Below are 18889 nucleotides of genomic sequence, written 5' to 3'. Positions count from 1 at the left end.
CTGGCCGTGGCGCGGCATGTGCTGCACTATCAGGCCGCCAGTCTGGACCACGGCCCGCAGGCCCTGCGCCCTTTGAGCATGGTGCAGGTAGCCCGCGCCCTGCGGCTGAACGACAGCACTATCAGCCGGATTGTTGCCAACAAATATGTGCAGACCCCGCGCGGCACACTGCCCCTGCGCGCCTTTTTTTCAGCCGCACTGGGGGCGGATACGGACACTGCACAGGCTAGCGGCGCCGCGCGGGCCTGCCTTTTGCACCTGCTGGAAAGCGAGACGGCACACAGAGTCCGCTCCGATCAGGATTATGCCGAGGCCCTGCGCCAGCACGGCTTCAGCCTCTCACGCCGTACGGTGGTGAAATACCGCAGGATGCTGGGCATTCCCTCATCGTTCGAGCGGATGCAGGCATGGCGGGCCGAAACGGTTCGCCCCGCATAGGTGTAAAATATGGAAATATTATCTTTCCATTGTTGTTGTTTATTCCCCACATCCAGCCCGGTATTCAAAACGTTAGACGAAACGCCATCATGCCTTCCCCCAGCGGGATTTCGGGGCTGATGCCCGTTTCAGATGTGCTTACCAACCGGAGTATCCTTACCATGAAGCTCAGCATGTTCTCTGCCTCCGCCATGGCGCTCACTCTTGGCCTGCTGGCCACCCACCCGGCCTCCGCACAGGTTGTGACCAACGCCGCACAGGCCGAATCCGGCACCTATGACGTGGAACCCGGCCACACGCAGGTTGATTTTTCCGTCCTGCATTTTGGCTTCACCAACTACAGTGGCGTTTTCTCCAACGTGTCCGGCACCCTAAACCTGGATACGAAAAACCCCGCCGCTTCCAAGCTGTCCGTGACCATTCCGGTGGACTCCGTGCAGACCACCAGCTCCAAGCTGGATGAAGAACTCAAGGGCGACCAGTGGTTCGACTCTGCCAAGTTCCCCAAGGCCACGTTTGAATCCACCTCCGTGCACCTGACCGGCCATAACGAAGCTGTCGTGACCGGCAACCTGACGCTGCATGGCGTAACCAAGCCCGAAACGCTGAAAGTGCGCTTTATCGGTGCAGGCGTGAACCCGATGGACAAGAAATACACCACCGGCTTTGAAGCCACCGGCACCATCAAGCGCAGCGACTTCGGCGTGAAGATGTATGTCCCCTATGTTGGTGATGATGTGCGCCTGCACATTGCCGGCGCTTTCGAACGTCAGGGCTGACACCATGGCCACGCCCGCGAGCACAGCAAGCGGGGTCACGCGGTACACCACGGTTGCGATCATCCTTCACTGGATGATCGCACTGGGTATCCTGACGCTGATTGCCATGGGGCTGGTCATGGACCACCTCATCCTTGATCCGATGCGTGTGTTCCAGCTCTACCAGCTACACAAATCCATCGGTATCAGCGTCATGTTTCTTATTGCACTACGGATCGGCTGGCGGCTGACGCATACAGCGCCCCCCCTGCCCGCAGACATGCCCGCACGGGAGAAAAAAGGCGCGCATCTGGCGCATCTGGCCCTTTACGGTTTGCAGGTTGCCCTACCGCTCAGTGGCTGGGCCATGGTGTCGGTTTCCGTGCTGGGTATCCCCACGGTGCTGTTTGGCACCCTGCCTTGGCCAGACCTGCCCGTGCTTTCAACCCTGAGCGACAAGGCCCCTGTTGAAGCAGCCCTCAAAGGCTTTCACCACTGGGCCGCGTGGGGTCTGCTGGGGCTGATTATCCTGCATGTGGCCGCTGCCCTGCGCCACCGTTTTGTCCTGCATGACACCGTTATGAGCCAGATGCTGCCCGGTACGGGCAGATCATTCCCATCACGCCAGAAGGGAGAAACCCCATGAAGGCTTTTACCCCATTCCTGCCGGCTGCCATGGTGGCCGGACTGCTGCTCAGCACTCCTGTTTTCGCTGCCGACTGGACACTGGCTGCGGGCAACGGCACGCTGGGTTTTTCCGGCACCCAGACGGGCAAGACGTTTGAGGGGCATTTCACAAAATACGATGGCAGTATAACGTTTGATCCGGCCCACCCCGAAGCCGGTCATGCCAAAATCACCATCGACATGGCCAGCGCGACAACGGGCGATGCCCAGCGTGATGGCGCCCTGCCCGGCCATGACTGGTTCGATGTAAAAACCTTCCCTACCGCCGTGTTTGAGGTGAAGGACTTCAAAGCCAAAGGCGGTAACGCGTTTGACGCCGAAGGCACGCTCACCATCAAGGGCGTGAGCAAACCTGTTACCCTGTCACTGACCATCGACACCACCGGCACCACCCTGCATGCCAAGGGGCACCTGCCGCTTGTGCGCTCGGCGTTCAATGTCGGGATTGGCCCATGGTCTACCGGACAATGGGTTGCCCTTGACGTGGGCGTGGATGTTGACGTGACAGCACAGGGCGGCTGACCCACCGGGTGTTCTTCGCACGCCTGCCCGGTGCTGACAGCCGTTCTGTTGCGGCAAAAGCGGGGGCGGAGTCTTCCGGCCCCATGACATTGCCCAGAAACCGGCGGCGGGAGCCTCTCCCTGCCGCCGGTTTTGCTATGTGCCACAGCATTTTACGCGCCGGATCGTGTCTGCGGCTCCTTTACAGATAAAAAATAGAAACTTTAAGTTTATACCATTTCTATTATTTATCTCTCAAATCCAGCGTAAACAGAAAGACATCGGCAGCCTGAAACACAGGCCAGCCCCCCTTCTGAAACATAAGGTACGCTGTCATGAAATCCATTTTCCCGCGCGATACGGTTCTGCTGGTAGCCCGCCTGCTGCTGTCTTCTCTTTTTGTCATGATGGGCTGGGGCAAGCTGACAGGCTTTTCCGGCACAATCGCTTACATGGCCGCCACCGGCGCGCCGTTGCCCAGCCTTTCCGCCGTTATTTCCATTGTGGTCGAGCTTGGCCTTGGCGCACTGCTGGCGTTTGGCGCATTCACCGCACCCATTGCCACTCTCTTTGCGCTCTATACCATCGTAACCGCGTTTATCGGCCACCATTACTGGACATTTTCCGGCATGGAACGGTACGATATGTGGATTCACTTCTACAAAAACTTCAGCATTGCCGGTGGTTTTCTCGCACTAGCCAGTGCAGGGCCGGGGCGTTTCTCGCTCGATACGCTGCTGAACTCCACTACCCGGAATGTCCGCTCGTAATACCCCTAGAGCAAACCATGTCAAAATCAGAAATAGAGCGTTTCTGACTTTGGTGTAGCCCTCTTTCTCACAGGAATTATCGTCATGGGGTTTCTGAACACCTTACGGAAACTGTTTTCAACACCAGTGAAAGAAACAAAAATGCCCAAGGTTCTCGTTCTTTACTATTCCTCCTACGGCCATATCGAAACCATGGCCAATGCCGTTGCCGAGGGCGTACGCGCCGCAGGGCTTACAGCCGATGTGAAGCGTGTGCCTGAACTGGTGCCCGAAGATGTAGCCAAGGCCCACCACTTCAAAACCGAGCAGTCCGCGCCGCTGGCCACCCCGGCCGAACTGGCAGATTACGATGCCATTATCCTTGGCGCACCCACGCGCTTTGGCCGCCTGCCCGCTCAGATGGCCAATTTTTGGGACCAGACCGGCGGCCTGTGGCTGCAAGGTGCGCTGATTGGCAAGGTGGGCGCGGTGTTTACCTCCACCGCATCGCAGCATGGCGGACAGGAAACGACCCTGTATTCGCTCATGTCGAACCTGATCCACCACGGTATGGTCATCAGCGGTCTGCCCTACAGCTTTCAGGGCCAGCTCAAGCTTGATGCCGTAACGGGTGGTTCGCCCTATGGCGCCACCACCATTGCCGCAGGCGACGGCTCCCGCCAGCCGGACGCAACGAACTCGAAGGCGCGAAATTCCTCGGCCAGCACGTAGCCGGTATCACCAAAAAACTCGCAGCCTGAAACTTGTAATCTCTTATTACAATTTCCGCCTGTCTGCCTGATTTTGGAGCAGACAGGCGGTTCTGCGGAACACGCAGACAATCGGCCTTGAGCTTACCTTCTTACACGGAAAATATTTTTCCGCGTACAGGCCAAATCCCCCCTTTCGAAATATACATCTTGTTTGCGTATCTATGATTTTTATGGATTTATCACCGCATCAGGTCGTCAGCAAAGCGTCGCAGAAGCACTTGTAACTGACCAAGGTCAGCATCTGTCCAGTCGACAAGAATGCGGTTGGCCAGCCTTTCGCGGGCTGCATTCAGCACGCCGACCATTTCTCGCCCCTTGCCAGTCACGGTTGCTTCGCGAACACGTTTGTCCGTTGCGGAAGGCTGGCGCTCGATAAGGCCAAGTTCTTCCAGCTTGCTCATTTGCCGGCTGATCGTGGTGTGGTCACGACCGATCCGGTCTGCCAGATCGACAACCCCGATAGGACCGTACCGCCACACCCGCGCCAGAAGAGGAAACAGAGCCCGATCCAGTGGAATACCCGCTTCTTCGATCAATCGATCATCACGGCGAGGCCGGTTGATTTCATCAACCAGATCAATGACTGCAGCTTGCAGTCTGCTTAGGATCTCGGGATCGTGTGTATTATTCACGTTTATTGTTGCCTTGGAAACCAAACTCATATACGTGAATAATACACACTAATTTGCGGAGTAGCCAGTGTCTTTCGATACAGATGTCCTGATAGCGGGTAGCGGAGCCGCAGGCCTGACACTTGCAATCGACCTCGCCCGTCGCGGGGTTTCGTTTCGCTTGATCGAGCAGAACGCGCAGCCGTTCAACGGGTCACGCGGTAAGGGTATCCAGCCCCGGACACTGGAGATTTTCGAAGATCTCGGCTTTGTCGACCGCATGGCGGCGGCAGGCGGACCCTATCCGTTGCTTTGTCAGTATCGTCCTGATGGAAGCTATAAAGTACAACTTCTGACGGAGGCGGAAGTTTTGCCAAATCCAGCCGAGCCTTATGCCGCACCGCTGATGTTGCCGCAGTTCGCAACCGAAGCCGTTATGCGGGAACGGCTTGCCGAACTCGGCCATTATCCTTGCTTCAGCACACGGCTAGTGGGCTTTGAGCAGGACTCCCATGGTGTGACGGCGAGGATCGAACAGGAAACCGGCGAGCATGTTATCCGTGCCCGGTTCCTCGTGGGCACCGATGGCGGCCGCAGCTTCGTGCGCCATGCCTTGGCTATCGATTTTCCCGGAGAAACATTGGGGGTACGCGCGATCGTTGCCGATGTGCGGCTGGAGGGTCTTGATCGTCTCAACTGGCACCGCTTCCAACTCGGTTTACCCGAAACACAGGTGATGATCTGCCCACTGGCAGGAACGGATCTGTTTCAACTTCAAGCACCCGTGGCGCTGGAAGGAGAAATCGACCTATCTCCTGCTGGACTGACCGAGTTCATCCAGAACCGAACCGGCAGAGGGGACATCATCGTCCGTTCGGTGTCCTGGTCCTCGGTCTATACGATGAACGTGCGCCTGGCTGATCGCTACCGGGTCGGGCGTGTCTTCATTGCGGGGGATGCTGCCCATGTTCACCCGCCCACTGGTGGTCAGGGTCTCAATACCAGCGTTCAGGATGCCTATAATCTCGGCTGGAAGCTGGCGGCCGTGCTCGCGGGGGCACCCGAGACGCTGCTCGACAGCTACGAGGCAGAGCGCCGACCGATCGCGTCGAACATGCTCCGTCTCTCGACGCGGCTACTTGGCGAGGCAAAGCAAGGTACCATGCGGCGCGACCGCGAAGCCCGGCAGCTCGACCTCGGCTATCGCGGTTCATCGTTAAGCATGCCCGGCCCAGCGAATAGTAAAGTGCAGGCTGGCGACCGCGCCCCCGATGCTCCCTGTCGCGGACAGGCGGGGCAACGGACACGGCTGTTCACGATTTTTCAAGGACCTCACTGGACCTTACTCGGCTATGAGACGCACGAACGGCCATCGCCCACCGCAGGCGTCCGTATCGTCACCATCGGCGCAACGCATGAACTCGTTGACGATAATGGCCATATTGCCGAAGCGTATGGGATCGAACCCGGTCAATGGGTGCTCGTGCGTCCGGACGGCTATATCGCCGGGATTTTTTCTTCCGACGGGCTGGAAGCGGAGCTTTCGCGGTACCTTGCACACGCGCTACCGTCCTGAACTGAATGACCCAAGGTAATTTACATCTCACTTCAATAACAACGCCCGGTTCTGACAAACAGGGCGTAGAAAGATTGGGTCTGACGCTCGGACAGACGTGCGTCTGTCTACCTGACAGCTATATCTCATTACAGTAATTAACCGCCATAAACGTCCACGCTACGAATAGCTGCTCTCGGTCATTCGTAACCTGCCACAGGGATTCAACATTCATCTTCATGATCGACACCTTTTTTGTAGCTTAAAATTTTACAAACCCGGACATTGATAGACTCCAGATCAGCCCAGTTTCCATCTGGTCTCCATGCGCAATTTTTGCTGCATAACAGCTATAGTTCGGAGCACGTAAAGCCCGCCTTTATCGGCAGGCTTTTTTAACGTCTACATTTCAGGACATGTCATATCGAATACCAACCTGCACCCCGCTCTGCGTGGCGAAGCAGCCACGAGGTTCGCCACGGATAACAGAAACATCGTTACTCTGACGGACGATCAGCAGAAACATCTTCTACAGGCCAATCTTCCGAGCTATGAGGCAATCGTTCGTCTACAATCCAGAAAGAGGCTGACTGGGTGTCCGTGCTGCCATCAACAGCGGTTACAAACGCAAGGCCGTCAGGATCATCGAGGAGCAGGTGCGCTCGTCATGAACGGTTTGGTCAAGAGACGGCACGACGAGGCCATGCTGCTGAAAGGACGATATTGATGATTCGCGCTATTCTGAGCCTGATTTGTGCCCTCTGTATTGGTGGAACCGCCCTCGCGGGCACCAAGCCGGAGTCTTTGGAGGAACAGTCTTATAACGGCAACACGGTGTTCAACGAGGAACTCGACGGAAAGGCGTTTCTCAATGGGCGGTTGATCGTGCGCATCGAGCGTGTTTCGACCTGTGTGTCGGCGGTCTGGACCCGCAGCGGCGACGTCGGATCGCCGCTACGGCGTGACCTGCTGGAATGGGACAAAATGTTTGATGGCGATCCTCGGATCGATGCTGGGTTTTACTATTTAACATTCGTCTATGCCGATCATCGGAGTGACGATGTCGTGTCCATGCCTCTCACGGCGCATCCAGACCGTTTTGAAGATACGGCCGGTGTCACCCTCTTATCGTGCCAACCGAAACGGCATCATCGCAGGTGACGATCTTCCCGTCAGGCGATCCCGCCGCAAACATAACACCCGGCGCGTTTGCTAGAATAGAACCCATTCAGATGGGATTATCTGAATGGGTGAAGGGGCTTACAAAAACCAATCGAACAGACAGGCGGCGGTCGCCCTCATCTCGGCTGTTCGATCTTCGATCTCGACACACCAAAAGTTGACATGAATGCCGTAGTTACCTGTTAGTCATGCATCGACGCAAAGCCGTTTCTTATATTAAAATGAACAATATAAATTACGGAGTTGTTCTATGATCAAAATTGATCGCCTAGACCATCTTGTACTGACTGTGGCAGATATCGAACAAACCTGTTTTTTCTATCATAACATACTTGGATTTGAGGTTGTTACCTTCGGTGCTGGACGGAAAGCTCTTAAATATGGCGATCAGAAGTTCAATCTGCATCAGGTAGGTCATGAGTTTGAGCCGAAAGCAGCTAAACCGACAGCAGGTTCGGCAGATTTCTGCCTGATTGCCGCGACGTCTTTGGATGACGTTGTAGCTGATCTTACCAAAGCTGGCATTAATATTGAAGAAGGCCCGATAGAACGAACAGGAGCCAATGGCCCTATTCGTTCTGTTTATATTCGAGATCCGGACAGAAATCTTATTGAAATTTCAAACTATCTATTGAAATAAAATATATAGACTATTATTTACATTTTTATTATCACCCTTTAAGTCGCCATAGAATTCGGCGCCCACTTTCTGTTGGTTTTTACTAAGAGCGGCCGTTCCGCCCCCCCCTTATCTACCTGTCTGTTCGGAAAACGTTAAGCAGAAACTGAGTTTAAATTTATTCGGCCATGCTTGCGGTGTCGTATTAAGAAGTGGAACGTCTCGGCCTTAACCGTGCTCTCCCTATCGGGTCATGCTCCGTAAAACGCCATCTCGCCGGATTAGTCCGTGAAACAGGGCAGCGCCAACGTGAAGCAGCACCATCCCGAACAGCAGGAAGGCCAGCACGGTATGGGTGGATCGCAGGCATGCCCACAAAGCTGGATCATGAGGCAGGATCGGCGGCAGAAGCACGGACTGCCCCCATAACGGAATGGGGTAGCCACCAGCCGACAGCATACCCCAGCCGACGAGTGGCATGGCGATCATCAGCGCGTAGAGCAGAATATGTGATGCCTTGGCCGCGGTTTTCATTAGGGGGGGCAATTCTGCCGGAAGCGCCGGTGGCGGTGAATGAAAGCGGTTTGCCAAACGCAAGAGCGCAAGAACAAGAATGGCAATACCCAGCGGGTGATGCAGTGTAACCAGCCGATAATAGTTCGGCCCCACGGTCGAGGCCATGAACACGCCTATAAACAGCATCGCAAGAATCATGACGGCCATCAGCCAATGCAGGATACGCGAAGGCAAAGAAAAGGATTTTGCACTGCTCATGATTTTTTCCCTTCGGCACCGCTAGGCGCGGCCGTCATGGTCGGGGTGATGGTGGGGACCGGGGGCTTTTCGCCCGAGCGTGCGGCAAATGAACGCATATAGCAGCCGACCGGGCCTGCAGGATCGGATCACCGGATGGTACGATACCCTGTGGTAGAACCAGCGGGTCGAAGGTGATGCCGGTGCAGGGGCCACCCTCTTCGCTTTCGACAGTCGTGAGTGTGAGAGTTCCGGCATCGATCTGCCGGTCATCATCCGCCCAGCTCTGGCTCGAGTCGTCAATGATGTCGTGACGGCCCGCAACCGTTACCATCAGCCGCCATTGTCGGGGCTGAGCGTGAATGTCATCAATCAACTGGCGGAAGAGGTAATCGTGGTCATCTGCATGACCATCTATCGGTGCGATGGTCTGCAAAGGCACCATGGCCCAGCGCACGGCTGTCTCCGTGCCGTCTTTCGCTACGAACAGAAAACTATCGAGACTGCGATAGGTATCATCAGTAAAACCTGACGACAGAGGCCGATGGGAGAGCTGTTGCGCCGCTGTCTGCAACCAGGGATGAGCCGCACGGAAAGCCTTCACCCGTGCAGGATCGGGTTTTCCGGTTGCCGGATCAGGACGCGATGCCAACTGAAGCGCCCGAAACTCCTGCGGGGTTCGGACGGGAAAGACCGGAATGTCGTTGGTGCCTATACGCCATTCCTGACCATCGGGTGGCATCAGGCGCAGCGCCAGACTGCGAACCTTTGCCGGTGCATCGGCCTGAAAGGGCATGCCGCCTGCAAGGGCAAAACGTCCGACCACGGGAACCCTGCCCGGTTGCAGAATCGATGCCGTCGAAATACCGGCCGCATTGCCGTTACCCTCGAACCAGCCTGTTACACAGACACCTTTGGCATGATTGCGCCGAAAGCCCGGATGCGGGCCGTCCACTGTACGCAGGGTATCCAACAGGCTGGTCTGTGTCAGGCGATGAGGCGTCAGCCAGCCACCCGCCCACAGGAAACCCAGCGCAAGCGCCGTAGGGGCCGCAACTACACCAAGCCAGCGCAAGGGTGAGGCAGGGGGCACGAGTGGTTTCGTCGCCATGGTTTCGATCCTTTGAAAGCGTCTGACGGGGAGACGCCTGATGGCGTGAATCTATTCCCTTCGCGCGGCATGTTGCGCGAAATATTTTGCACTAACCTCATGTGGGCGGGAATAAACTGGTGTTCGGCGCGTCTTCATCAGCAATGATATCGGAAACCATACGAGGCACGAGCAGGGTTGAGCGACGGTGATGACATCAGGCTGCAGAACGCCATACCGGCGCTGAGACGGTACGCCCGTGTGCTGACGCGCGACCCGCATCAGGCTGACGATCTGGTGCAGGACTGTCTAGAGCGCGCCCTGACCCGGCTGCATCAGGTGCGCGGTAGGCCAGACCTGCGGCCCTGGCTGTTCACCATCGCCCATAATCTCAATATCAGCCACTGGCGGCGTCTGAGGCGCCTAATCCCCCTAGTGGAAACATCCGATGCGGAACCTATGCAGGAGGCCGGACAGATTCCGCATCTGGAATGGAAGGAAGTGGCGGATGCTTTCAACCGTCTTTCCGACGACCACCGACAGGTGCTGATGCTCGTCGGTGTCGAGGGGCTAGAATACGCAACGGTTGCGGACATACTGGGGTTACCGGTGGGTACCGTAATGTCCCGGCTGTCGCGCGCCAGAACGGCGTTGCACCAGCTTGTCGACCATGAGGAGCGTCCCATGCTCAGGAGGGTAAAATGACACGGCCCGACCGCCCCGTGACCGAAGACGATCTTCAGGCTTGGGTCGATGATCTTCTGTCCCCCGAACGACTACGAACAGTGGAAACATGGCTGGATGCCAACCCAGATGCGCGAGCGCGCGTCACGGCATGGCGCACTGAACGCAACCTGTTACAGGCAGCAATGGATGCTGAACTCCGGCAGCCCGTACCAGCCCGTTTCGATATCGCTCGGCTGACACAACGCAAAGCCCGCCGTTTCAGCCTGCCGCAAATGGCCGCGTCCATCGCACTAGCCCTGTCTCTGGGTTTGGGAAGTGGATGGATGCTTCGTGACCGGGAAGTGCCCCTAGGCCTTGTCTCGGTCGAGCAGGAAGCGACGATCGTGCATGACGCCAGTAAGGGCAGCACAATCACGCAAGGCAATGTCGCGCAACTGGCAGCGTGGGGTGGGCGAACACTCGGGCGACCGGTCCGCCCCCCAGACCTGTCGGCGGCTGGGTATCACCTGACGGGCGGCCAACTGGTCACAACGGATCATGGCCCCGCCTGCGTCTTTTTCTACAAGGACGGCAGTGGCAGCCGGATTTCCCTGTTCGTGCGGCCCATGTATGGCCACGACATGACGGCTCCCATGCGCCCGATGCGGCATATGCCGGGCTATATCTGGGCGCAGGACGGGCTGGGCATCAGTCTGGTAGCAGACACGCCTGACGGAGATCTGCATCGTCTCGCCAACCATGCGCGGGATCTGATGGGGGGAGCAGGATGATGATTTGATGCCAGCTTTCTTATGGCGCTCATCGCTAGTGAACTGTTCGCTCTTGTAAGCCTGAAGTATCAGAAGGGTCTGGAAGAAAGATGAAGCTTTACACTCTAAAAATCATGCTCTCCGGACGCATCTTACCTCTATAAATGGCACTAATTTTAGTCAAGAACGGAAAGCCCCCAGATCGAGCAGCTGATAGGCTGCCTCAGAAGGCACTTATCACATCATAAATATCTATATTATTAATGTTATTCCCAAGAAACAACAGAGACAGCATGCGCTAACATAGCTATAGTCAGGGGCTTAGGATCTGACTGAGGGCGCTTTCTATTCAGAAAACCAAATAGCAGCGCTCCTATGATTCCTTCCCCCTCTTCTGGGAAATATTTTTCAAAATCAAAATTTTGAGCGTTTACATCAAAGCGTTCAAAATAAAGGCGCATTAGGTTCTCTGCGTCGTCGTTATACATACGAAGATCGCCTCGCAATGTCGTATTTTCTGTCACTTCGCGTGGTTTCGGCCCCGGAACTTGCTCAGAAATAAAGGATAAGATTTCAGACAGCGCATCTTCGTAAGGTTTTACCATACTTTTTTATCCTCCAGTTTGGCCCAAGCGTTATAGCGCCTGCTTGATTTCAATAACGACATAGACAACGAATGGAATGGTTCGCCCTAACCAGAAAAGTTGATGTTACTACACGAAGCACTACAGCAGGAAGAAACCGGCTAATCATCAACCCTATGAGGTATAAGATGAGGCCGCTCAAACCATGATCCGAACACTTGAAACATCCTGACGAGCAAAGACAGACAGGCCCCCGCAGTGCCTACGTTGCCAAATCGCACTAAGCTGTGGCGCATGAAACTTAGACATTCATCTCGAATTAAACATGCACGCGCGCAATGAATGATAGTAGTTCAGGTGCAACTCGCTCCGGCATTTCGGTATGTGGGTAGTGTCCCGCCTCGTCAATTATCAGGCTGTCGGCATGAAGCTGGTTAGCAAGCCAGCGCGCTTCGGCTTCTGCATCTGGAAAGTCTGGATCGCGGGTGCCCATCACCACAAGGGCGGGTACTCGGCTCCGAGGTATAAGAGCGGCAGTATCTGCCTTTGACAGGCTGATCATCGTTCGGAGTGCTGCCATCCGCCCCGGTTCACGTAGGTTTTTCATGATGGCGGCTTTGACTTGCTCTTGATCCGCAGGTTTGTGCGTCGGAAACAGGCTGTTCCAATAAGTAGCCCAGAACCAGACACGCCACGGCCCTGCGAAGCCAAGCTGCAAAACAAACATTGCAAACCACGACACCTTCAGGTCTCGCACAATAGGGCCAAGCAGCACCACGCCGCTCACACATGTCGGCGCATCGTGCGCAGCCCACAACGTGGCCCCTGCGGCAAACGAGTTTCCCAGAATAATAGCTGCCCCAGACTTCAGATGTTCGATCAATGCCAGCACATCGCGTCCAACAGCATGCGCTGAATAGTCGGGCCATTGCGCTGACGTCTCACCAAAGCCGCGCACATCCATGGTAACCACCCGATACCCCGCATTTTGCAGGATTGGGCGTAACAGCCGATACTCGGAACGCAGGTCGCCCATTCCGGGGATCGCAACGATCAATGGGCCATCTCCGCCTGTATCGTCGTAAGCAATATGACCATCATCAACCGTCAGGAAACGTGTCTCCAAGGCGATTATCTCACCTCCCTTTGTATAAGGGCTACAGTCATGAGTGGTCATAGAGATATTAGACATTGAATTTGCAGGCATGGGAATTCTCCAGATATGGATGATTTGTCCACACCCTAAGCCGCAGGCATCCAAACATTAATTGCCTAATAATGTACATTGAGCATACAATAATGCATGGATACTCATGTCCCAGACTGGCACTTGTTTCGGGCATTTCTTGCGGTTGTGCGTGAAGGCAGCCTGTCGGGCGCTGCCCGCACGCTTGCCACGACACAACCCACTATGGGCCGCCAAATCGCGGCACTGGAAACATCTCTTGGGGTCAAGCTTTTCACGCGCTCGATTGACGGCCTATCACCGACAGAAGCAGGCTTGAGATTGATCCCGTCGGCCGAAGCAATGGCAGCGGCTGCTGAAACGGCATGGCGCTTAGCTCGGGTAAGGCTGATGAAGCGCGCGGAACCGTACGGATCACCGCGAGCGAAGTGATTGGAGGCGAAGTTCTTCCCACCATCCTCGCCGGGTTTCATGCGCTCTACCCTCAAATCTCGGTAGAACTCGTCCTGTCGAACCGTAATGAGGATCTGTTGCGCGGCGATGCCGATGTCGCAGTCCGCATGGTCCGGCCCAGTCAGGTTGCGCTCGTAGCCAAACGGATCGGAAAAATTGACGCAGGACTTTACGCTCATCAGCATTACCTGAAAGCGCATCCGATACCACTTTGTCTCCACGATCTGCATCAACATGCGTTGATTGGATATGACCGAAATCCAGCCCACTCTCGGATGATCGAAATGATGGGAGTGCCTCTTACTCACGCAATGTTTGCGTTTCGCTCAGATAGCGATCTCGCACAGCTTGCAGCATTACGTGCAGGATTCGGCATTGGCGCAAGCCAATTGGGGATCGCAAAACGCGACAGAAACCTCGTTCCTATTCTTCACAACAAGTTACTTTTCTCTATGGATGTTTGGGTTGCGATTCATCCCGACATGCGCAACGACCGTCGGATCCGATTGATATTCGATTATCTGGTAAGGGAGTTGACGCATTATGCGAAGACCAGCCGCCATAAAGTATGACTGCATCTAAAGCGTTCACAGCCTCTTGGTTGATTGTGCAAAACGGAGAGGCAGCTTTGGAAGATAAACGATGTGTGGAGACTTTTCACTAAACTCTGGTTCAGCAGAAACTCTCTATTTCATTGGTTTTTGTAAGCCTCTTCACCCATTCAGATAATCCCATCTGAATGAGCTCTACTCTGGAAAACGCGCCGAGCGTTACGTTTCCTCAGGGATCGCCCGGCGCAAAACTATCACTGGCGATGATGCTGTTTCGGTTGGCACGATGGGAGGTTGACACCGGCCGTATCTTCAAAACGATCCGGATGCGCCGTGAGAGGCATGGACACGACATCGTCGCTTCGATGATCGGCATAGACAAACGTCAAATAGTAAGACCCAGCCTCTATCCGAGGATCGCCATTAAACATCTTGTCCCATTCCAGCAGGTCGCGCCGCAACGGCGATCCGACATCACCGCTGCGGGTCCAGACCGCAGATACACAGGTCGAAACACGCTCGACACGCACGATCAACCGCCCATTGAGAAACGCCTTTCCATCGAGTTCCTCGTTGAGCACCGTGTTGAGATTGTAGGTCAGCTCCTCTAGGGACTCCGGCTTGGTACCCGCGTGTGCTGTGCCGCCGATACAAAGGGCGCAAATCAGGCTCAGGATAGCGCGGATCATCAATATTGTCCTTCCAGCAGAAGCATGGCCTCGTTGTGCCGTCTCTTGACCAAACCGTTCATGACATTGCCTTTCGAGCGCACCTGCCCTTCGATAATCCTGATGGCCTTGCACTTGTCGCCGCTGTTGATGGCAGCACGGACACCCGACCAGCCTCTTTCTGGGTTGTAGGCGAACGAAACGAGGGCGTCGAACTCGTTTCGTGTCAGATCGACAGGAATGCCCCGCCGAACGATTGCCTCATAGCTCGGAAGATTGACCGGGGAGGTTCGAAAAACCGCTATTTTTCTTTTTCCTGTAGTAGAAATATCAATGGGTTATGGTTTTACAGGCGAATAAAAAAGGGGCTTTTTCGAAATCTCCATGTAGACGATTATCGTCTAGCTGGATGACAAGCTCCCCCTCCTTGCCGGACATTTCTAGCGAGCAGATGGCTGGTTATGCCGGGGTAAGAAACGCAACCAGAACCATCCGATCAGGCAGACAAAATAGAGCCGACAAAAATGCCCATCTTGGCTGGGGTCACAAGGTCTGATCCGGCGAATGCCAGGTTCGCAATAAACAGGCTGATCGTGAAGCCAATGCCGCACAGCAGCGAAAGACCAAACAACATTCCTATTGGGGTTTCAGCCGGAAGCGTAGCGATTTTTAACCGGGTCGAAAGCAGCGTCGCGCCAAAGACACCGACCGGCTTGCCAATAATCAGCCCCAACATGATCCCTAACGGAACAGCCTCCAGCATCATGCCCGGATAAAGACCCACCAGCGATACGCCCACATTCATGAAACCGAAAAGCGGCAGGATCACCCACGTGACGAGGGGGGCCAGCAGGGAGCTGGTTCTATCAAGAGGCGTAGCCTGTCCTGTATCTTTTCCAGATATTGTTGCCGGCAGACAAAGTCCTGTTATCACTCCTGCAAGAGTTGGATGCAGCCCAGAGTGCAGAAGTGCAATCCACAGCGCGACGCCGCCGATAGCATAAGTCCATAACGTCCTGATCCCAGCCCTGTTCGCTCCGATCAATGATGCCGTGACAAGCGTGGCGGCCACCAAAGCGGGCCAGTACAGAGCACTCCCGTAAAACAGGGCGATCACCACGATACCCAGCACATCATCGAAAATAGCCAACGCCATCAGCCAGGCTCTGGCACCGGGCGAGACATGTCGCCCAAGAGCAAGAATGATAGGCAACGTAAACGCAGCATCCGTGGCAACAGGAATGGCCCATCCGCGCGTCGCTTCCGGATGCCCGTGTATCACCAGAAGATACGTCAGGGCGGGCACAATCATTCCGCCTAGCGCTCCGACAAGCGGCAGGGCCACGCGGCGTAGTGACGAGAGGTGGCCGGAGACGATTTCCTTCTTGATTTCGAGAATGACCACCAGAAAAAACAGGGTCATAAGCCCGTCTGAAACCCATGCCTCTATGTTTTCCGGTCCATGCGGGCCTAGAAAAGAAAGCTTCATGGGTGTCGTTATCAGGGATGTATACCCCAACGCCCACGGCGAATTTGCCAACACAAGTCCCGCAATAGACGCAAGCAAGAGAACGGACGCTCCGCCTGCGGGAGAGCTGAGGTAACGTCGAAGACAAGCAGAAAACGCTATAAAGGCTTTAGTGATGAGTATTTATTGGACATGGCAGGGTTCCTGACAAGTCAAAAGTTCTGCGTTATCTTTTACGCCTTGGGTGAAGGCCATTACAGCCTGTCTAATCCCGCATTGTAAATCAGACAGGCTGTTCAGGTTACTCAGCCACTCATGCCGGGCATCATTGCGTGTTTCCCTGATACGCTTCTACGGGCCGAACTGGCGTTAATGTCGTGATTTCGATGAAGTAGCCACCCTTGGCTCGAAAGTAGAAAGACCACGCACCATGTGCATCGCGTGGCACCTGCACCTCCCAGCCGTCCTCGCTCAGGCGTCTATAGAGAGCATCGACGTCCTCGCGAGACTTTTGGATAAAACCAATGTGCAGGATATCGAATTGCCTAGGATAATCGAAGCCGTCGAGCTTGTTCTCGAAATGGTTGACGATCAGTACCAGCCCATCATTATCCTGCATGATGGCCATCTTGGTTCCACGCACAACAAGAGTGCGCAGGCCGAAATACTGTTCGAACATTGCGCGATCAGCCTCAGTATCGTGGCTGTACAAGTTGATGTGGTTCAGCTTCATGGCTGTGCCTTTCCGTTGGTAAGACGGACACAAGCCGGTCGCAACAAGGACAACGACGACCGACCACAAACGAGGCCTATCCTCGTCGTGTCCGGCCATGGCCAAGAGCGGTCTTACTCGCTCAAGCGTGACTGTCTCTGAAGAGACCACAGGTTGTCACCATACCTGTATCGCTGTCTTTTTAGGCAAAAACGACTTTGCTGACACCAGCGGCAACAGTCAAGTGGCCTCTTCCAGTCATGTGCGGTTCGTAGAAGCTTATTGAATGACGAAAATGACCAATAAGAGGACGACTACTGCCTGTCAGATGTACGTTTTCCAGACAGACAGGTAGTTAAGGTGAGGAGTAGAATGACCGCTGTCTGCGCCTTACGTAAAATAGCAGAAACGCTTATTGGTCTAAACGGCATGTTGAACGACGTTAACGCCTTCTTCTGAAGTATGCTTAGTAAACCTTGAAAATAGAGTGTTACACGCGATACTTTCACTGCACGATCCAGAGCACTCGACCTTATGAAAGCCACTGAATGTTTGTGGCGACACAAATTTGTTCGTCTATGAATCCGGAAAATCGCAAGGAAAAGTCGGGTCTATTTTATTCCTCTCGCGCAGTATCTGTCAGAAAAGTACACGCTGATTGCTCTTGATACACGCAAGCATGGTCGATCTGGTATCGGGGTTGCCCTCGGCCCTATCGACAACTTCAGGATGATTTTACCGAAAAATGATCCGACCCGGCAGGTTTATCAGACCATCACTTTTGAAAAATGGCGTGAGATGTTCGGGAACAAAATCTCGATCTACAATGCAGAAAATCTCGAACAATATTTTGGAAAATTATTTAACATGGCATCACATATGCAAAAAAATATCCAATGTCCGTTGCTCGTAGTGCATAGTAACGACGATATACTGTTATCGTGGCAACAGGCGTTTGAAATCACTGAACGGGTCAACGGTGCAAGGTTGCTTCATTTACCCTTCGCGAAGTACATATTACTGCAAGACATACCTGAGCGCGTTACAACCTGAAGGCTATGCAGTGACGTAACCTGTTAGGGGAATCTCTTTCGAATTCAACACTATTTTATATAAGGCACCCTGCCCCCAAAAAGCACCAGCCTTACTAAACTGTGCTGGAAGCAGCTTCTGGTGGCAGGCCCGCGCACGGGGCGGCCCATGGTGAGTGTTCGAACGCCTTGACCAGATAGTCCAGCAGTGCGGTTACCCGCGTGGGCCGAGCGGAACTGGCGGGGGTTACAAGATACAGGCTGATAAGCGGGCCTTCCCATTCTGGCAGAATGCGTTCCAGCCGCTTGTTGTATAACCCTTCCCACACCATGAATTCAGGAAACAGCCCGTAGCCAAGACCGGCTTCCAGCGCGGGCAGGAAGGCCTCGGCATTATCGGCCTTGAAACGGGCTGTCTGGCTTAGAACAAACTCCTTACCCGACCCGTCCTTGCGTAAGCGGATCATGCCGGGGGCAGTGCCGTTGGTATAAACAAAGCTCTTATGGGCCTCGAGTTCGCGTGGGTGAGTGGGCCTGCCCACACGATCCAGCCATGCGGGCGCTGCAACCAGCAGCAGCCGCAGGTCGCACAGCTTTCTGGCCCGCAACGAGGAATCCGCCAGTGATGCAATGCGTAATGCGACATCGTACCCAGCCGCCACAAGGTCCACCACCGCATCGCTGAAATCTATGGTCAGGTCTATATCAGGGTAGCGTTCCAAAAACGCAGGCAGAACCGGAGCTAGGTGCCGTATGCCAAAGGTCATGGGAGCTGCAATACGCACACGCCCTGAAGGACGGCGCATATCGCCCCGTGCCTCGGTTTCTGCCGCCTCGGCTTCCATCAGCAGGCGGTTGGCATGCCCGAGCAGGGCGCGGCCGGTTTCTGTCAAGGACATATGGCGCGAATTGCGGTTGAACAGCGCAATGCCGAGCGACTGCTCAAGGCGGCTGACCGCTTTTGAAACCGTCGGCTTGGAAAGCTGGATTTCTTCCGCCGCGCGCGCGAAGGAGCCAAACTCGGCCACTTTTGCAAAAATGGCCCATGCTTCAAAATCCGGCAGGCGCATGGTGTTTTCTCCTC

General features: G+C 54.9%; 22 protein-coding genes and 2 pseudogenes. 14 read left to right on the top strand and 10 right to left on the bottom strand.

Features of this window, described 5'->3' with window-relative positions:
- The 6 genes and pseudogenes from JCM25143_RS17235 to wrbA form a co-directional block, all read left to right on the top strand.
- Window positions 1-438 (top strand): RNA polymerase factor sigma-54 (locus JCM25143_RS17235; protein WP_035370538.1); only part of this gene is annotated, 438 nt, incomplete at its 5' end.
- 161 nt (window positions 439-599) lie between these two features.
- Complete coding sequence (locus JCM25143_RS05735; RefSeq protein ID WP_025860341.1) at window positions 600-1217, top strand: YceI family protein; 618 nt, start codon at window positions 600-602, stop codon at window positions 1215-1217.
- Window positions 1218-1221: 4 nt separating this feature from the next.
- Window positions 1222-1842 (top strand): cytochrome b, encoded by a 621-nt coding sequence (locus tag JCM25143_RS05730; RefSeq protein WP_025860340.1) that lies wholly within the window; start codon window positions 1222-1224, stop codon window positions 1840-1842.
- The gene (locus JCM25143_RS05725; RefSeq protein ID WP_025860339.1) at window positions 1839-2405 is read left to right on the top strand and encodes a YceI family protein; all 567 of its coding nucleotides are present in this window, start codon (window positions 1839-1841) and stop codon (window positions 2403-2405) included. The genes JCM25143_RS05730 and JCM25143_RS05725 overlap by 4 nt, the downstream gene beginning before the upstream one ends.
- A 314-nt stretch (window positions 2406-2719) precedes the next feature.
- Window positions 2720-3154 carry a DoxX family protein gene (locus JCM25143_RS05715; protein ID WP_025860338.1) on the top strand — a complete coding sequence of 145 codons (435 nt, stop codon included), beginning with the start codon at window positions 2720-2722 and terminating at the stop codon, window positions 3152-3154.
- A 141-nt stretch (window positions 3155-3295) separates the two neighbouring features.
- A pseudogene (gene wrbA, locus JCM25143_RS17230) lies at window positions 3296-3894 on the top strand (NAD(P)H:quinone oxidoreductase).
- A gap of 191 nt (window positions 3895-4085) precedes the next feature.
- On the opposite strand, the gene JCM25143_RS05705 reads toward wrbA, so the two are convergent.
- Complete coding sequence (locus JCM25143_RS05705; protein WP_234395012.1) at window positions 4086-4538, bottom strand: MarR family winged helix-turn-helix transcriptional regulator; 453 nt, start codon at window positions 4536-4538, stop codon at window positions 4086-4088.
- Window positions 4539-4605: 67 nt separating this feature from the next.
- Between JCM25143_RS05705 and JCM25143_RS05700 the strand changes: the two genes are divergently transcribed.
- The 3 genes from JCM25143_RS05700 (at window position 4606) to JCM25143_RS05690 (ending at window position 7894) form a co-directional block, all read left to right on the top strand.
- Window positions 4606-6093 carry an FAD-dependent oxidoreductase gene (locus tag JCM25143_RS05700; RefSeq protein WP_025860336.1) on the top strand — a complete coding sequence of 496 codons (1488 nt, stop codon included), beginning with the start codon at window positions 4606-4608 and terminating at the stop codon, window positions 6091-6093.
- A gap of 705 nt (window positions 6094-6798) precedes the next feature.
- A complete protein-coding gene (locus JCM25143_RS05695; RefSeq protein WP_025860335.1) occupies window positions 6799-7233 on the top strand; it encodes a hypothetical protein in 435 nt (144 codons plus the stop codon).
- A 271-nt stretch (window positions 7234-7504) separates the two neighbouring features.
- Window positions 7505-7894: a VOC family protein gene (locus JCM25143_RS05690; RefSeq protein WP_035370536.1), complete on the top strand. Its 390-nt coding sequence runs from the start codon at window positions 7505-7507 to the stop codon at window positions 7892-7894.
- A 222-nt stretch (window positions 7895-8116) separates the two neighbouring features.
- On the opposite strand, the gene JCM25143_RS17225 is transcribed toward JCM25143_RS05690, so the two are convergent.
- A complete protein-coding gene (locus JCM25143_RS17225; protein WP_035370534.1) occupies window positions 8117-8647 on the bottom strand; it encodes a cytochrome b in 531 nt (176 codons plus the stop codon).
- A 34-nt stretch (window positions 8648-8681) separates the two neighbouring features.
- The gene (locus JCM25143_RS17220) at window positions 8682-9737 is read right to left on the bottom strand and encodes a catalase family peroxidase (protein ID WP_234395011.1); all 1056 of its coding nucleotides are present in this window, start codon (window positions 9735-9737) and stop codon (window positions 8682-8684) included.
- Window positions 9738-9914: 177 nt separating this feature from the next.
- On the opposite strand from JCM25143_RS17220, the gene JCM25143_RS05675 reads away from it, so the two are divergent.
- Both JCM25143_RS05675 and JCM25143_RS05670 read left to right on the top strand, forming a co-directional pair.
- Window positions 9915-10421, top strand: a complete 507-nt coding sequence (locus tag JCM25143_RS05675; RefSeq protein ID WP_025860333.1) for a sigma-70 family RNA polymerase sigma factor — start codon at window positions 9915-9917, stop codon at window positions 10419-10421.
- Window positions 10418-11173 carry an anti-sigma factor family protein gene (locus tag JCM25143_RS05670; RefSeq protein ID WP_025860332.1) on the top strand — a complete coding sequence of 252 codons (756 nt, stop codon included), beginning with the start codon at window positions 10418-10420 and terminating at the stop codon, window positions 11171-11173. The genes JCM25143_RS05675 and JCM25143_RS05670 overlap by 4 nt, the downstream gene beginning before the upstream one ends.
- A gap of 245 nt (window positions 11174-11418) precedes the next feature.
- On the opposite strand, the gene JCM25143_RS05665 is transcribed toward JCM25143_RS05670, so the two are convergent.
- The gene (locus tag JCM25143_RS05665; RefSeq protein ID WP_081773485.1) at window positions 11419-11757 is read right to left on the bottom strand and encodes a DUF1493 family protein; all 339 of its coding nucleotides are present in this window, start codon (window positions 11755-11757) and stop codon (window positions 11419-11421) included.
- 298 nt (window positions 11758-12055) lie between these two features.
- Window positions 12056-12862 (bottom strand): alpha/beta fold hydrolase, encoded by an 807-nt coding sequence (locus JCM25143_RS05660; RefSeq protein WP_234395010.1) that lies wholly within the window; start codon window positions 12860-12862, stop codon window positions 12056-12058.
- A gap of 177 nt (window positions 12863-13039) precedes the next feature.
- On the opposite strand from JCM25143_RS05660, the gene JCM25143_RS23590 reads away from it, so the two are divergent.
- Entirely contained in the window at window positions 13040-13354 is a 315-nt protein-coding gene (locus JCM25143_RS23590; protein ID WP_234395009.1) for a helix-turn-helix domain-containing protein, read from the top strand.
- Window positions 13288-13947 (top strand): LysR substrate-binding domain-containing protein, encoded by a 660-nt coding sequence (locus JCM25143_RS17215; protein ID WP_234395008.1) that lies wholly within the window; start codon window positions 13288-13290, stop codon window positions 13945-13947. Before JCM25143_RS23590 ends, JCM25143_RS17215 begins: the two co-directional genes overlap by 67 nt.
- A gap of 233 nt (window positions 13948-14180) precedes the next feature.
- Here JCM25143_RS17215 and JCM25143_RS05645 read toward each other — a convergent pair whose 3' ends face one another.
- The 4 genes and pseudogenes from JCM25143_RS05645 to JCM25143_RS05635 all read right to left on the bottom strand — a co-directional run bounded on the left by JCM25143_RS05645 (window position 14181) and on the right by JCM25143_RS05635 (window position 16795).
- Complete coding sequence (locus JCM25143_RS05645; protein ID WP_025860327.1) at window positions 14181-14615, bottom strand: hypothetical protein; 435 nt, start codon at window positions 14613-14615, stop codon at window positions 14181-14183.
- Window positions 14615-14899 (bottom strand): glycoside hydrolase family protein, encoded by a 285-nt coding sequence (locus tag JCM25143_RS25155; protein ID WP_408735027.1) that lies wholly within the window; start codon window positions 14897-14899, stop codon window positions 14615-14617. The genes JCM25143_RS05645 and JCM25143_RS25155 overlap by 1 nt, the downstream gene beginning before the upstream one ends.
- Before the next feature lie 135 nt (window positions 14900-15034).
- Window positions 15035-16239: pseudogene (nhaA, locus tag JCM25143_RS17210) on the bottom strand (Na+/H+ antiporter NhaA).
- Between the two features lie 148 nt (window positions 16240-16387).
- Complete coding sequence (locus JCM25143_RS05635) at window positions 16388-16795, bottom strand: VOC family protein (RefSeq protein ID WP_025860326.1); 408 nt, start codon at window positions 16793-16795, stop codon at window positions 16388-16390.
- Between the two features lie 708 nt (window positions 16796-17503).
- Between JCM25143_RS05635 and JCM25143_RS23585 the strand changes: the two genes are divergently transcribed.
- Window positions 17504-17827, top strand: coding sequence for an alpha/beta fold hydrolase (locus JCM25143_RS23585; RefSeq protein WP_051542981.1), 324 nt, complete (start codon window positions 17504-17506; stop codon window positions 17825-17827).
- A gap of 94 nt (window positions 17828-17921) precedes the next feature.
- On the opposite strand, the gene JCM25143_RS05625 is transcribed toward JCM25143_RS23585, so the two are convergent.
- The gene (locus JCM25143_RS05625; protein WP_025860324.1) at window positions 17922-18875 is read right to left on the bottom strand and encodes a LysR family transcriptional regulator; all 954 of its coding nucleotides are present in this window, start codon (window positions 18873-18875) and stop codon (window positions 17922-17924) included.
- Between the last annotated feature and the right edge of the window lie 14 nt (window positions 18876-18889).

The organism is Acetobacter papayae JCM 25143 (genome assembly GCF_000613285.1).
Classification (GTDB): Bacteria; Pseudomonadota; Alphaproteobacteria; order Acetobacterales; family Acetobacteraceae; genus Acetobacter; species Acetobacter papayae.
Note: the sequence above shows the minus strand (reverse complement) of the source record. Positions and strands in the feature narration are given on the sequence as shown.